Source organism: Corallococcus sp. RDP092CA, assembly GCF_041903675.1.
Taxonomy (GTDB): domain Bacteria; phylum Myxococcota; class Myxococcia; order Myxococcales; family Myxococcaceae; genus Corallococcus.
Map to the genome: position 1 here is coordinate 49,854 of NZ_JAYESI010000030.1, position 13,123 is coordinate 62,976.

Sequence of the window (13,123 nt, forward strand, 5' to 3'; positions counted from 1 at the left end):
TTCCCGCGCGCGTTCACGCTTCGTTCGACTGTTCTTCCGACACGTCCAGCCGCTCGAAGGCGCGGCCCAGGACGGCGACGCCCAGCGCCACCTCCGCGAAGAGTGCCCCCGCCGCCGCCAGCCCCGCGAGCGGAACCGCCCAGCGGCCCAGGACAGTGAACAGCGGATAGCCCACGAGGAGGGCCACCACGGCGGCCGGCAACAGTCCCAGGAGCGTCACCACCAGCGTGCCCACCAGCGTGAGCAGCCGCTGCCCCAGGGCCTCCACGCCGCGCGCCCGCTCGGCGTCCGCGGGGATCCACGCGGGCAGCAGCACCACCGCCGCGTTCTGCACCAAGAGCCCCGCCAGGCCCAGCGCCGGCAACACGGCCATGAGCCCCAGCACCACCGGCGTGGACCACGGCGCGAGCGTCGCGTCCTCCCGGCCCACGCCGAGCACCAGCGCCACGAGCAGCATCACCCCCTGCGCCACCCCCAGCACCAGCGCGGACGCCGCCAGCTCCGCGCCCACCACCTGCCGCCCGGTCAGGGGCAGCGCGCGCAGGAGCTCCAGCTTCGGCAGGTCCATGCGCAGGTCGGTGCGGAACGCGCTGGGGCCAATCACGGCCATGGCCACCGCGACCATCAGGGCCAGGGGGCCCAGGAACTCACGGCTGTTGGAGAACAGCCGGGTGTCCCCCATCACCAGGGCGAACACGGCGCCCAGCACCCCGAAGGCCAGCAGCATCACCAGCCCGCTGCCCATGCGCCGGCGCGCGATGAGGTTCTTCCACAGGATGGCCACCTCCGGCCGCCCCCGGGCGGTCAGCTCGAAGGGCACCCGGCCCACGCGCAGCGAGGCCGTGCGCGCGGCCCGCTGTGCCCGCCGCCGCGTCCGCTCCTCCGCCCCGGCCACCGCCGCGTCCTCGAAGGGCACCTCCACCGCCATCACCCAGGCGTAGTGCGCCACCAGCAGCGCCAGCGACGCGGGCAGGTAGCGAAGGAAGTCCGGCCAGCTTCGCGCCATCGACGGGGCCACCAGCGCCCGGCCCGGCCACAGCACCGCGCGGGGGCCGGGGGCGTTGATGACGTCGCGCAGCCACTCGCGCACGGCGAAGGGCGCGGCGAGGTTCTCCGGCAGCGGGTGCTCGCGCAGCGTGGACAGCAGCGTGCTCACCGCCGCCACCAGCACGCCCGCGACCACCGTCCACCGCACCCCGCTGCCCCAGCGCCCCCGCGACACGAGCCACGCGCGCACGAAGGACGCCGCCGTGCCGTGCAGGTAGAGCGTCCCCATGGCCAGCGCCGCGCCCAGGAAGAAGAGCCCCGGCCGGGGACTGGTGAAGCGCCCCACGAAGAACGTCGCCGCCAGCGCCGCGAGCGTCGCGCTCAGGAGGCCGCGCAGCAGCTTGTAGTGCAGGAGCGCCGCGCGCTTGACGGGCGCGGAGAAGAAGGTCTGCACCTCCGTCTGCGTGAAGGTCAGCGCGGGCCGGTCCGCGCCCAGCACCCACGCCGTCACCAGCGTGCCCAGCACGGACATCTCCAGCGAGAGCTCCGCGAACAGCCGCGCGTTGGGGGACACCGCGCGGCCCGTGCCCTGGACGAACACGCTGCGCCCCACCAGCGAGTACAGGTACGCGAGCCCCACCAGCGCGCCCAGCAGGTAGCGCGGGCGCTTCAGCCGCTGCACCTGGCGCACCGCCCGGTTGCGCCACGTCCTCACCCAGAGGAACGCCACCGCGCTCGGGAAGCTCACGCCGGTTCGTTCCCCCGCGCCCCCGCCGCCTCCGACGCCGCGCTGGTGATGCGCACGAACAGCTCCTCCAGCGACGCGCCGTCCCCGACCCCGCCCGCCATCTGCTCGCGGATCTCCGACAGGGAGCCCAGCGCCACCGCGCGCCCTCCGGCGATGACGAGCAGCCGGTGGCACAGCTCCTCCACCAGCGGCAGCAGGTGCGACGACAGCACCAGGGCCGTGCCCTCCTCCGCGCGGCGGCGCAGCGAGGCCTTCATGCGGCGGATGCCCAGCGGATCCAACCCCGTCAGCGGCTCATCCAGGAGGATGAGCCGGGGCTGGTGCAGGAAGCCGCAGGCGATGGACAGCTTCTGCTTCATGCCCCGCGACAGCTCGCCCGGCAGCGACCGCTCCCGGCCCGTGAGCTCCATCTCCTCCAGCAGCGCGCGGCCCCGCTCCTCCCAGTCCTCCACGCCGTAGAGGCGCGCGGTGAAGTTCAGGTGCTCCCAGACGGTGAGGTACTCGAAGAAGCGCGGCTCGTCCGGGAGGAACGCCAGCTGCCGCTTCGCCTCCACCGGCCCCTCCGCCACATCGACGCCCGCCACGCGCACGCGCCCCGCGGACGGCGGGAGGATGCCGGCCAGGCACCGCAGCGTGGACGTCTTGCCCGCGCCGTTGGGCCCCACGAGGCCCAGCACCTCGCCCGGCGCCACCTGGAAGGACAGCCCGCGCACCGCCCGCACCGCGCCGTACGTCTTCTCCAGCCCCTCGACGTCCAGCGCCGGTTCCATGCGTGCCCTTGGGTGGTCTGTCGAAGCTCAGCCGAGCTTCAACAGCTCCTTCACCGTGTCCAGCACCACGCGGGCCTGCACGGGCTTCACCAGGTAGGCCGTGGCCCCCAGCGCCATGGCCCGCTCCCGGTCCGCGGCCGCGCCCTCCGTCGTCACGACGACGATGGGCACCGCCCGGTGGTCCTCCGTCTGGCGGATGTGGTGGATGAGCTTCAGCCCGTCCATCAGCGGCATGTTGATGTCCGTCATCACCAGGTCGAAGCGCCCCTGTGTGGTGAGCTTCTTCAGCCCCTCCACGCCGTCCTGCGCCTCGATGCAGACCACGTCCGTCAGGCGCTGGAGCGCGTACATGATGCTGCGGCGCATGGCCTGCGAGTCATCCACCACCAGCGCGCGGATCGGCTGCTGCGACATGCCCCTCAGCCTAGCATCGGCGCGCCGTCCAGCCCCGGAATGTGCGGCGGCTGTCAGGCATCCAGCGATTCATGGCCCTGCGGGCTGCCGGCGACGGCGCACCAGCGCGGCCAGCTCCGAGCCGATGTCGTCCAGGGGGAGCACCCGGGACACCGCCCCGGTGGCGATGGCCTCCTTGGGCATGCCGTACACCACCGCCGAGTCCTCGGACTCGGCCCACGTCTCGCCGCCCTCGCGCCGGACCGCGCGCACGCCCTGCGCCCCGTCCGCGCCCATCCCCGTCAGCACCACCGCCACCGCGCGCGGGCCCAGCACCTCCGCCACGCTCTCGAAGAGCCGGTCCACCGACGGCGCGTACTTGTCCGCGGGCACCGGCGACGGCGTGCGCAGCTCCAGGCGCCCGGTGCGGTCCGACAGCACCAGGTGCCGGCCGCCCGGCGCGATGTAGACGTGGCCAGGCTCCACCACGTCGCCCTCGCACGCCTCCGTCACCGTGAAGGGGCCGATGCGGTCCAACCGCTCCGCGAAGGCCCGGGTGAACTGCGAGGGCATGTGCTGGCCCACCAGCACGCTGACGCCCGGCTCGGAGCCCAGCCCCTCCAGGAGCCGCTGCACCGCGGGAGGCCCGCCCGTGGACGCGCCCACGGCGATGATCTGCGGCAGCGCCTCCGGTAGCACGGCGCCGCGCGCCGCGGCCCCGTGATGGCCTCCGGGCTTCACGTGGCGCGCCGCGAGCACCTTGTCGAGCAGCTCTCGCCGCAGCTGCTCCAGCGCCGCCGGCGTGACCTGGGGCGGCTTGGCGATGAAGTCGAACGCGCCCAGCTCCAGCGCCTTGAACACGTCCGACCGGTGCGCGTAGCTGGAGATGACGATGACGGGCGTGGGCGCCGCGCGCATGAGCAGCCGCAGGAAGGTGTGGCCGCCCAGCCGGGGCATCTCCAGGTCCAGCGTCACCACGTCGGGCTTCAGGTCCAGGACCTTCTTGAGGCCCTCCTCGCCGTCCTGGGCCCAGTCCAGCACCCGCACCTCCGCGGAGGACTCCAGCAGCAGGGTGAGCGTGCGGCGGTTGGCGGCCGAGTCGTCGATGACGAGCACCGTGAGCGGGCGTCCCATCAGCGCCCCTCCCCGCCCGGGAGCTCGGGCCGGCGGTAGACGAGGTCGCCCTTCAGGTGCACCAGCTCGAAGTCCGCGCCCAGGCTGAGCAGGTTCTCCGCGTGGCCCAGGAGCAGGTAGCCCCCGGGGCAGAGCCGGTCGCGGATGATGCCCAGCACGCGGCGGCGCGCGGCCAGGTCGAAGTAGATCATCACGTTGCGGCAGAAGACGACGTCCGAGCGCGGCACCAGCTGGCTGCCCGCCACGTCGGACAGGTTGTGGTGGCCGAAGCTCACCCACGCCCGCACGTCATCGCGCACGCGGAAGCGGCTCACCCCCGCGGGCACGAAGTAGCGCTCCAGCAGGTCCGGAGGCGTCGCGCGCAGGGCGCTGGGGCCGTACTCGGCGCGGCGGGCCACGGCCAGCACGCGGCGCGACAGGTCCGTGCCCAGCACCTCCACGTCCCAGGCGTCGAAGCGGCCGCTCTCCTTCAGGAGCATGGCCAGCGTGTACGCCTCCTCGCCGGAGGAGCACCCCGCGGACCACAGCCGCAAGCGCCGCGTGTGCGCGTTGCGCCTCTCCAGGATGGGGAGCAGCTCCTCGCGGAAGGCCTTGAGCTGCGCGGGCTCGCGGAAGAAGTACGTCTCGTGCGTGGTGAGCGACTCCACCGCCGCCTCCAGCTCCGCGCTGCGCTGGGCGTCGTAGCGCAGGTAGCGGTGGTAGGCGCCGAAGTCCTGGAGCCCCAGCGCCTCCAGCCGGGGCCACAGCCGGCGCTCCATCACGAACTTCATGTTCTCGTGGATGAGGATTCCGCAGTGCGCGTAGACGTGGTCGCGCAGCAGCCGGAACTCCTCCAGCGTCATCTCCGGGCGGCCCTCGTCGAAGCGTGGCATGCGAGTCCTCCCCTCACCGCCCCGACAGCTGGTCCACCGCGTCCGACAGCGCCACCCGGGCCAGCGCGTCCTGCTCCACCGCCAGCGCGTGCTCGAGCGCGGGCAGGCACTCCGGCCGCCCCAGGCCCCCCAGCACGCGCGCCGCCGCCGCCCGCACGTCCCAGCGGGGATGGCCCAGCAGCGACACCGCCAGCGCCGCCCCATCCGCCGAGGCCTCCGCCGACGTCAGCGCCGCCAGCGCCGCCTTCACCACCTCCGCGTCCGGGTGGCTGAGCGCGTCCCACAGGACCCCCGCGCCCACCGTCCCCAGCTTCGTGAGGGCCCGCACCGCCAGCATCGCGAGCGCGCCGTCCCCGTGGCGCACCAGTGCCTCCAGGTCCGGCGAGCGCTCCTTCGCGCCCGCCGCGCCCACCGCCTCCACGGCGGCCACGCGCACGCCGCGGTCCTCGTCCTTCAGCGCGAGCCCCAGGAACGCCGCGGCCTCCTTGCCGCCCCGCTGCCCCAGGGAGCGCACCGCGGCGATGCGCACCTTCGGGGACTCATCCGCCAGCGCGCCGCGCGCCAGCTCCAGGCCCGCCTCGCCGTCCGCCCGGCCCGCGGCCTCCACCGCCGCCGCGCGCCAGGACGCGTCCTCGTCGCGGGCAAGCCTCCGCAGCGCGGGCAGCACCGGCGCGCCGCCCAGCCGGCCCAGCACCGCCACCGCCGCGGGCGTCGAGCGCTGCTCCACCGCCGCCTCCAGCGCGGTCAGCGCCGCCAGCGGATGGGCCACGGACAGCTGCTCCAGCGCTCGCGCCGCCATGCTCGACAAGGCGGGATCCGCGAGCAGCTCCACCAGCGGCGCCACGGCCTCCGGCGACTGCGTGCGCCCCAACGCCCGCACCACCACCGCGCGCAGGTCGTCCTCCGCCCACTCCAGGAGCGCGCACAGCTCCTGCACCGACGTCGAGTCCACCAGGAGCACCAGCGCCTCCGCCGCCACGGTGCGCGCGGGCAGCGACAGCGTGCCCATGCTCCCGAGCAGCAGGCGCCGGCCCTCCGCCCCCAGCTGCCCCAGCGTGAAGAGCACCTCGCGCAAGAGCCGGTCCTCGCGAGCCACCTCCGCCACCGCCACCGCGAGCGACGCCTCCCCCAGGGCCCCGGCGGCCACCAGCGCGCCGGCCCGCACCTGGACATCCTCGCCGTCCAGCGCCTGCGCCACGTGCTTCGTCACGCCCGCGATGCCGCCCAGCACCGAGCGCGCCACCGCGTCCAGCTCGCCGCGCTCATAGGGCTCCAGCCCCGCGGCCTGCGTCCCCAGCGCGACGAGCGCCGCCTCGCGCACCGAGCGCACCGACGAGGCCAGGGCCCGGCAGATGCGCTCCGTGGCCACGCCGGGCGGGTACAGGCCCAGGAGCCGCAGGGCGCTGCGCTGCACCCCCGGGTCCTCGACCAACGCCATCACGCGCTCCAGCGGGGGCGCGCGCTTCAGCGACGCCAGGCCCTCCAGCGCCGCCAGCCGCAGCAGCGGCGTGGACGCGTCCAGCAGGTCCTCCAGCGCCCGCGCCGCGGCGTCCCCGCCCACCCGGCCCAGCGCCTCCGCGGCCGCCACGCGCACGTTGAGGTCTTCGTCGGAGAGCGCGCGCAGGAGCACGTCCTCCACCTGCGGCTGGCCCAGCTGCCCCAGGATGTCCGCCGCCAGCTTGCGCTGATCCGGGTCCTCGTGCTCCAGCAGCCGCACCAGCGGTGGGACGGCCACCGGCCCCATCCCGGCCAGCGCCTCCGCCGCCGCGTTGCGCGCGCCCGCCTCGCCGCGCTCCCCCAGGACGGAGATGAGCCTCGCGGTGACGCCCTGCGCGTCCGGCACGCGGCGCAGGCCCTCCGCCGCCGCGTGACGCACGCGCCAGCTCTCGTCATGCAGGCCGATGGTGAAGGTCTCCAGGGCTCCGGGCGCGCGCGGATCCACCGCCTGGAGCGCCCGGTACCGAGCCTCCTCCTGCCCCGCGGGGGACCGCTCCGTGTCGCTCATCCGCCGTCCTCCTTCGGGGCCTTCGTTCCTCGGGATGGCTCCATCCTGCTCGAAGCCGCTGGAGGAGTCGCGTTCCACGACGCCCGACCGCGGGCCCGTCAGGCGCCCTGCCACCCCGCCCCACGTGGGAGGGCGGCCCGTCCGGGCAGCGAGGAGGGGCGAAGCCGCCGCCCGGGCCCCCTCGGGGCTCCGCGTCCCACCGTCCGGGTCGAAGGACCCCAGGGCATCGACGCCCGGCACCGCGCCCCGCGGGAAGCAGCGCGCTCACCCGGGCGAGGGCGGGCGGGCGTCGCGCTCCAGCTCCGCGCGCAGGAGCGCCTTCAGGTCCAGGAGGAGCCGCAGGCGCTCGGGCGGTCCGCACACGCCCACGACGAACGGCGTGCGCCCCCCGGCCATGAGCGCCGGCGCGGGCTTGATGTCACAGCGGCGCACGCGCAGCACCTCCGCCACGCGGTCCACCCGCGTCACCACGCGGCGCGTCCCCAGCCGGCACACGAGCATCCGCGTGCGCCGCGTCTCCTGCGAGGGCTCCCCCAGCAGGCGCCGCCGCAGGTCCACCACGGGCAGCATCGCGCCCCGCAAGTGCAGCACGCCCTCCACGAAGGCGGGCGCATGCGGGATGGGGATCACGCGCTGGGGCGGGAGGATCTCCTCCACGCGCATGATGTCCAGCACGTACTCCTCGTTGCCCACGAAGAAGGCGCACAGCTGCACCTCCGCGTCGCCCGCGGGCGTCTCGGAAGGCCGCGCGCCGCGCGGGCGGCGGGCCAGCAGGTTCACGGGGTCCGTCATGGGGCGAGCGCCTGCTCCGGATCCAACAGGATGTAGAGCTGCGAGCCCTTGCGCCCCAGCCCCGCCACGCAGTCCCGGTCCCCGCGCAGCCCCGCGGGCGACAGCTCCACCATGGACGGCTTGAGCCGCACCACGCCCGCCACCGAATCCACCCACACGCCCGCGGGCCCGTCCTCCATCTTGAGCACCAGGATGCGCGCGGCCCGGGGCGGCAGGCCCGCGTCCGGCCCCGCCACCACCGGCGGCGCGTCCGCCAGCCGCAGCCGCAGCTTCACGTCGTAGACGGGCAGCAGCTCCCCGCGCAGGTTCATCACGCCCAGCAGGTGCGGCTCCGCGCGCGGGATCTCCGTGAGCAGCGGCACCTTGCAGATCTCCCTCACGGCGAGGATGGGCACCGCGTAGCACTCCGTCTCCAGGCGGAAGGCCAGGTACTCGACGGGCTCCTCCTCGAGGAGCGGCCGCGCCAGGTCGTCGCTGCCCGCGGCGAAGTCCAGCAGGCCGCCGACGTCCTCGTCCGGGCGGTAGAAGAACGCGTCGAGCAGGGCTTCGAAACGGGACACGCCCGGGAGGATAGCAGCCCCCGGCGCGGGCGCCTCAAGCGCGGCGCCGCTCCTGCGCGATGCCCTCTTCCAGGAGCTCCGCGACATCCAGGACCAGCACGGTGCGGCGGTTGCCCAGGTCCGTGGCGCCGGAGATGCCCTTCACGCGGCTCAGCCGGCCGCCCAGGGGCTTGGTGACGATGTCCTGCTGGCCGAACAGCTCGTCCACCGCGATGCCCAGCCGCTGCTGCGCCAGGCCCACCACGACGACGAAGTGGCGGCTCACCTCGCGCTCCGGCAGGTGGAACAGGCGCCCGAGCCGCAGGAAGGGCAGCGTCTGGCCGCGCAGGTCCAGCACCTCGCGGCGCTCCACGGTGCGGATGTCGCGCGGCTGCACGGAGAGGATCTCGAGCACGCTGTTGAGCGGCACCGCGTAGGTGCGGCCGCTGACGCCCACCACCAGCGCGCGCACGATGGCCAGCGTCACCGGCAGCGTCAGGTGGAAGGCCGTGCCCCGGCCGCGCTCGCTCCACACGTCGATGACGCCGGACAGGTTGCCCAGGTTGTTCTTCACCACGTCCAGGCCCACGCCCCTCCCGGAGAGCGCGCTGACGCTGGAGCGGGTGGAGAAGCCCGGCAGGAAGATGAGGTTGAGCAGCTCGCGCCGCGTCATCTCGCTCACCTGCGACGGGGTGACGAGCCCGCGCGACAGCGCCACCTCGCGCACGCGCACCTCGTCGATGCCCGAGCCGTCGTCGGACACGCTGATGACGACGTGGTTGCCCTTCTGCTCCGCGCTCAGCCGCACCACCGCGCGCCGGGGCTTGCCCTCGGCGAGCCGCGCCTCCGGCCCCTCCGCGCCATGGTCGATGGCGTTGCGGATGAGGTGCATCAGCGGATCGCTGAGCTCCTCGACGATGAGCTTGTCCAGCTCCACCTCGCCGCCGGAGCTGACGAAGTCGATCTCCTTGCCGGCCTCGCGGGCGATCTTCCGCACCAGCCGCGCCAGCTTGTCGAAGACCTGGCCCACCGGGACCATGCGCGCTTCGAGCAGCCCCTCCTGGAGCGCCTCCAGCTTGCGCTCCAGCTGCCGCGTCTCGCGCGACAGCTCCTGGCCGAAGAGCTTGGACAGCGCGACGGTGCCGTCCTGCCGGGACGTCTCCGCCAGCCGCTGGAGGTTGGCCTTGATGAGCAGCAGCTCGCCCACCATGTTGATGAGCCCGTCCAGCCGCCCGATGTCCACGCGCACCGTCTGCGTGAGCGAGCGCAGCGACGTCTCTTCCGCCCGGGGACGGCCCGCGGGGATGGGCGCGGACGCGGCGGCCTGGAGCCCCACCACCGTGGCCGGAGGCGCCACCGCGTGCACGCGCGGAGGGCCACCCGCCGGGCTCACGGGCACGGTCGCGAGGCGGGTGGCCTCCACCGGCGCCTCGGCGTCCTCTTCGGCCTCCCCTGCGTCGTCGTCCGGGGGCAGCGCCTGGACGTCCTGCCGCGCGAGCGTGGCCGGGGCCGCGTCGCGGGACGGAGGCGCGTCGAGCGCGGGCCCCGCCGGGGCCGCTCCGGGCGGGCGGACGGACAGCGGCGCCAGCTCCGCGGGCGTGCCCTGGAGGCCCTCCTCCAGCGCCCGCGCGCCCACCTTCGCGCCGAAGATGAGGTCGAACGCGATGCCGTTGGCGCCCCCCGGCCGCGACGAGGGCAGCGTGCTGATGACCTCGCCCAGGGGCTTGAGGCGCGCGTTCAGGTCCGCCAGCCCCTGGTCGAAGTCCGTGAGGTCGAACGCCGCCCGCACCCGCCACAGCGCCACCCCGCGCCGCACGTTCTCGCGCAGCCGGTGCTCCTCGTACTCGGTGAAGACGGCGCGCACCGCCGCGTCCAGCTCCAGCCGCTCCAGCGGATCCTCTTCCACGGCGGGCGGGGGCGACCCCAGCCGCGCCATGCGCCCCTCCATGTCGCCGGTGCGCTGGGTCAGCTCCGCGCCCTCCTCGCTCCGGGACGCCTCCCCGAGCAGCGCCTGGAACGTGTCCAGCGCGTCCACCAGCGTGTCCAGGACCTGGTCGTCCAGCGTCAGCCGGCCCAGGCGCAGGCGGTCCAGCAGGTCCTCCGCCGCGTGCGCCAGCTGGCTGATGCGCTCCTGGCCGAAGAGGCCCGACAGGCCCTTGAGCGAGTGCGCCGCGCGGAAGATGCCGTTGATGTGCTCGGGGTCGGCCTCCTGGCCGCGCGCCTCGTCCAGGGCCAGGAGGTCGCGGCCCAGCGCGTCCAGGATCTCGGTGGCCTCGGCGACGAACTCCGCCAGCGCCTTGCCCCCGGGCGTCACAGCGGCTTCAGGAAGCGCCGCACGAGCGCCTCCAGCTCTTCCGGCTGGAAGGGCTTCACCAGGTAGCCGGCGGCGCCCAGCGCCATGCCCCGCGAGCGGTCCTGCTCACGCCCCTCGGTGGTGACGATGATGAGCGGCACGTCCCGGTAGTTGGGGTTCTTCTTGACGAAGTTGATGAGCTCCAGCCCGTTGATGTCGGGCATGTTGATGTCGGTGATGATGAGGTCGAAGCGCTGGCGCGGCAGCAGCTTCAGCGCCTCGAAGCCGCTGGCGGTGGTGACGGCCTCCACGCCTTCCACGGCCTCCACGGTCGCGGCGATGTGCTCGCGCGACACCTTGGAGTCCTCGACGATCAACACCTTGAACTTCATCGCGCGCGCCTCGGGGGCCGGATGCTAGCAGAACCCCCACCCGGCCGCTGTGCGTCAGCCCTTCCGGGATGACAGCGACCCGACAAGCCCCTTGTCCGCGAGGAGCGACACCCGTCCCCCCTTGAACGCGGGGAGGAACTGCCGCTGGTACGCCTCCGCGCGGGCGGAGTCGCTCAAGGAGGACCCCTGGGGCACCTCCAGCGCCACCGACTCCACCTTCGCGCGGCTCAAGACCCGGCCCGCCTCCGCCAGCGCCTCGCCCAGCGCGGCCGCGTCCAGGCGCTTCCGGGAGCCCAGCCCCACCACGAAGATGCGCGGCACGGAGAGCTTCCCGTCCGACGGGAGGAGGAGCCAGTCGTCCTTCACGCCGGTGAAGAACCCGCCCTGGAGCACGCGCGACAGGGCGCCGCACAGCCGCCAGTCCACGAAGCCCGCGGAGGACGGCAGGGGGCGGTCGTCCTCGGCCACGAAGAGGCAGAGGGCGTCCACCCCACTCAGCGCGTCCAGGCCCTCCAGGCCCACGTCCAGGGTCTGCGTCTGGCTCACGGCTTCCCGAGCGCCACCGCGACGCGGTCCAGGAGGCCGTTGACGAAGGCGCTCGACTCCTCGTTGCCGAAGTTCTTCCCCAGCTCCACCGCCTCGTTGATGGTCACCTTGCGGGGGATGTCCGGGCGGTACTTCAGCTCGAAGATGCCCACCCGCAGCACGTTCCGGTCGATGCGGGACATGCGGTCCAGGCGCCAGTTGTGGCTGTGGCGTTCAATCAGCGCGTCGATCTCCGCGCGGTGCGCCTCCACGCCCTCCACCAGCTCCCGGGCGAACTTCACCGCGTCCGGCTCCGGCTTGCCCTCCTCCGCGGAGGCGGCCCACGCCGAGTCCAGGGCCTCCCGCGTGGTGGCGCCCTGGGTCATCTCCATCTGGTAGAGGGCCTGCAGCGCCCGCTCCCGTGCCGTTCTGCGCGCGCCCATCCCGGCTACCCCTTTCGCTCCGCGCCCGTCATGCGCGCGAAGAGGTTGACCATCTCGATGCAGGCCAGCGTGGCCTCCGCGCCCTTGTTGCCCGCCTTCACGCCCGCCCGGTCGATGGCCTGCTCCACGGTATCGCACGTGAGCACGCCGAACGTCACCGCCGCCGGCTTCGCGCCGGCCGCCGCGCTGAACGCCACCGAGCCGATGCCCTTGGCGCACTCGCCGGCCACGTAGTCGAAGTGGGGGGTGCCGCCGCGAATCACCGCGCCCAGGACGATGATGCCCGCGTACTGGCCGCCTTCGGACACGCGGCGGGTGAGGCCGGGCAGCTCATAGGTGCCGGGGCAGCGGTACACGTCGATGGCGTCGTCCTTCACGCCATGGCGCACCAGGGTGTCCACGGCGCCCTTCAAGAGCTCCTCCGTGATGAAGCTGTTGAACCGGGACACGCAGATGGCGAACCGGCCCAGGGGGGGGAGGAAGTCCCCTTCGAAATAGCGAGGCATGGCGCGCTCCTTACACCACCTGCCCCCTACCCGCGAGGGCTGAAACCCGCCGCCCGCACCACCGCCTCCGTCAGCCCCACGCCCTGGGCGGCGGCCTCCGGGGCGCCCCGGAGGGCGTACAGCCGGGCCACGTACTTGCCAATGAGGTCGCCCTCCAGGTTCACCTTCGCCCCGGGGCCCTTGCCGTGCAGCGTGGTGCGCTGCTGCGTCTCCGGAATCAGCTGCACCTGGAAGCGGTCCGCCCCCACCGCGTTCACCGTGAGGCTGATGCCGTCGATGGTGACGGAGCCCTTCTCGATGAAGCAGGGCGCCAGCTCCGGGGGCAGCCGGAACACCATCACCCACGAGCCGCCCTCCGCGTACGTCTCCAGGACCTCGCTGACGGCGTCCACGTGGCCCGACACCAGGTGCCCGCCCAGCCGGTCCCCCAGGGCGAGCGCCCGCTCCAGGTTCACCCGGTCGCCCGCCTTCCGGGCCCCCAGGGTGGTGCGCCGCAGCGTCTCCGGGGCCGCCTGCACGCGGAAGGTGTCCCCGCCCCTCTCCACCACCGTGAGGCAGGCGCCGTCCACGGCGATGGATTCACCCAGGGCGAACGCTTCCGCGCCCAGCGAGGTGCGAATCCAGTAGTCGGTCATCGCGCCAGAGGCGACGCGGGTGATGGTGCCAGTGTCCTGGATGAGGCCGGTGAACATGGCCGGACTCTAACGGATGCCCCGGCCGGGCG

Annotated in this window: 14 protein-coding genes; all 14 read right to left on the reverse strand. The window is 74.1% G+C overall.

Annotation, left to right across the window (positions count from 1 at the left end):
• Positions 1-13: 13 nt before the first annotated feature.
• Entirely contained in the window at positions 14-1,735 is a 1,722-nt protein-coding gene (locus U8525_RS26790; RefSeq protein WP_374269361.1) for a putative ABC exporter domain-containing protein, read from the reverse strand.
• Complete coding sequence (locus tag U8525_RS26795; protein WP_374269362.1) at positions 1,732-2,505, reverse strand: ABC transporter ATP-binding protein; 774 nt, start codon at positions 2,503-2,505, stop codon at positions 1,732-1,734. The genes U8525_RS26790 and U8525_RS26795 overlap by 4 nt, the downstream gene beginning before the upstream one ends.
• 27 nt (positions 2,506-2,532) lie before the next feature.
• Positions 2,533-2,919 carry a response regulator gene (locus tag U8525_RS26800; RefSeq protein WP_374269364.1) on the reverse strand — a complete coding sequence of 129 codons (387 nt, stop codon included), beginning with the start codon at positions 2,917-2,919 and terminating at the stop codon, positions 2,533-2,535.
• 69 nt (positions 2,920-2,988) lie between these two features.
• Positions 2,989-4,032, reverse strand: a complete 1,044-nt coding sequence (cheB, locus tag U8525_RS26805) for a chemotaxis-specific protein-glutamate methyltransferase CheB (RefSeq protein ID WP_374269366.1) — start codon at positions 4,030-4,032, stop codon at positions 2,989-2,991.
• Positions 4,032-4,904 carry a protein-glutamate O-methyltransferase CheR gene (locus U8525_RS26810; RefSeq protein WP_374269367.1) on the reverse strand — a complete coding sequence of 291 codons (873 nt, stop codon included), beginning with the start codon at positions 4,902-4,904 and terminating at the stop codon, positions 4,032-4,034. The genes cheB and U8525_RS26810 overlap by 1 nt, the downstream gene beginning before the upstream one ends.
• Before the next feature lie 13 nt (positions 4,905-4,917).
• On the reverse strand, positions 4,918-6,909 hold the full coding sequence (locus U8525_RS26815; RefSeq protein WP_374269369.1) for a HEAT repeat domain-containing protein: 1,992 nt from the start codon (positions 6,907-6,909) through the stop codon (positions 4,918-4,920).
• A gap of 264 nt (positions 6,910-7,173) precedes the next feature.
• Positions 7,174-7,701, reverse strand: coding sequence for a chemotaxis protein CheW (locus U8525_RS26820; protein WP_374269370.1), 528 nt, complete (start codon positions 7,699-7,701; stop codon positions 7,174-7,176).
• Positions 7,698-8,261, reverse strand: coding sequence for a chemotaxis protein CheW (locus U8525_RS26825; RefSeq protein ID WP_374269372.1), 564 nt, complete (start codon positions 8,259-8,261; stop codon positions 7,698-7,700). The genes U8525_RS26820 and U8525_RS26825 overlap by 4 nt, the downstream gene beginning before the upstream one ends.
• A gap of 34 nt (positions 8,262-8,295) precedes the next feature.
• Positions 8,296-10,554, reverse strand: a complete 2,259-nt coding sequence (locus tag U8525_RS26830) for a chemotaxis protein CheA (protein ID WP_374269374.1) — start codon at positions 10,552-10,554, stop codon at positions 8,296-8,298.
• Positions 10,551-10,925 carry a response regulator gene (locus tag U8525_RS26835; RefSeq protein ID WP_374269376.1) on the reverse strand — a complete coding sequence of 125 codons (375 nt, stop codon included), beginning with the start codon at positions 10,923-10,925 and terminating at the stop codon, positions 10,551-10,553. Before U8525_RS26835 ends, U8525_RS26830 begins: the two co-directional genes overlap by 4 nt.
• A 54-nt stretch (positions 10,926-10,979) precedes the next feature.
• Positions 10,980-11,471 carry a M17 family peptidase N-terminal domain-containing protein gene (locus U8525_RS26840; RefSeq protein ID WP_374269378.1) on the reverse strand — a complete coding sequence of 164 codons (492 nt, stop codon included), beginning with the start codon at positions 11,469-11,471 and terminating at the stop codon, positions 10,980-10,982.
• Positions 11,468-11,893 (reverse strand): transcription antitermination factor NusB, encoded by a 426-nt coding sequence (nusB, locus tag U8525_RS26845; RefSeq protein ID WP_374269380.1) that lies wholly within the window; start codon positions 11,891-11,893, stop codon positions 11,468-11,470. The genes U8525_RS26840 and nusB overlap by 4 nt, the downstream gene beginning before the upstream one ends.
• A gap of 5 nt (positions 11,894-11,898) precedes the next feature.
• Positions 11,899-12,399 (reverse strand): 6,7-dimethyl-8-ribityllumazine synthase, encoded by a 501-nt coding sequence (ribE, locus tag U8525_RS26850; RefSeq protein WP_374269382.1) that lies wholly within the window; start codon positions 12,397-12,399, stop codon positions 11,899-11,901.
• 26 nt (positions 12,400-12,425) lie between these two features.
• Positions 12,426-13,091 carry a riboflavin synthase gene (locus U8525_RS26855; protein WP_374269384.1) on the reverse strand — a complete coding sequence of 222 codons (666 nt, stop codon included), beginning with the start codon at positions 13,089-13,091 and terminating at the stop codon, positions 12,426-12,428.
• Positions 13,092-13,123 lie beyond the last annotated feature (32 nt).

Bases quoted from the DNA above. Each gene is read 5' to 3' on its own strand.
- U8525_RS26800 (WP_374269364.1), bottom strand. From the start codon at position 2,919: ATGTCGCAGCAGCCGATCCGCGCGCTGGTGGTGGATGACTCGCAGGCC.
- U8525_RS26855 (WP_374269384.1), bottom strand. From the start codon at position 13,091: ATGTTCACCGGCCTCATCCAGGACACTGGCACCATCACCCGCGTCGCC.
- U8525_RS26815 (WP_374269369.1), bottom strand. From the start codon at position 6,909: ATGAGCGACACGGAGCGGTCCCCCGCGGGGCAGGAGGAGGCTCGGTAC.
- nusB (WP_374269380.1), bottom strand. From the start codon at position 11,893: ATGGGCGCGCGCAGAACGGCACGGGAGCGGGCGCTGCAGGCCCTCTAC.
- cheB (WP_374269366.1), bottom strand. From the start codon at position 4,032: ATGGGACGCCCGCTCACGGTGCTCGTCATCGACGACTCGGCCGCCAAC.
- U8525_RS26810 (WP_374269367.1), bottom strand. From the start codon at position 4,904: ATGCCACGCTTCGACGAGGGCCGCCCGGAGATGACGCTGGAGGAGTTC.
- U8525_RS26835 (WP_374269376.1), bottom strand. From the start codon at position 10,925: ATGAAGTTCAAGGTGTTGATCGTCGAGGACTCCAAGGTGTCGCGCGAG.
- ribE (WP_374269382.1), bottom strand. From the start codon at position 12,399: ATGCCTCGCTATTTCGAAGGGGACTTCCTCCCCCCCCTGGGCCGGTTC.
- U8525_RS26795 (WP_374269362.1), bottom strand. From the start codon at position 2,505: ATGGAACCGGCGCTGGACGTCGAGGGGCTGGAGAAGACGTACGGCGCG.
- U8525_RS26820 (WP_374269370.1), bottom strand. From the start codon at position 7,701: ATGACGGACCCCGTGAACCTGCTGGCCCGCCGCCCGCGCGGCGCGCGG.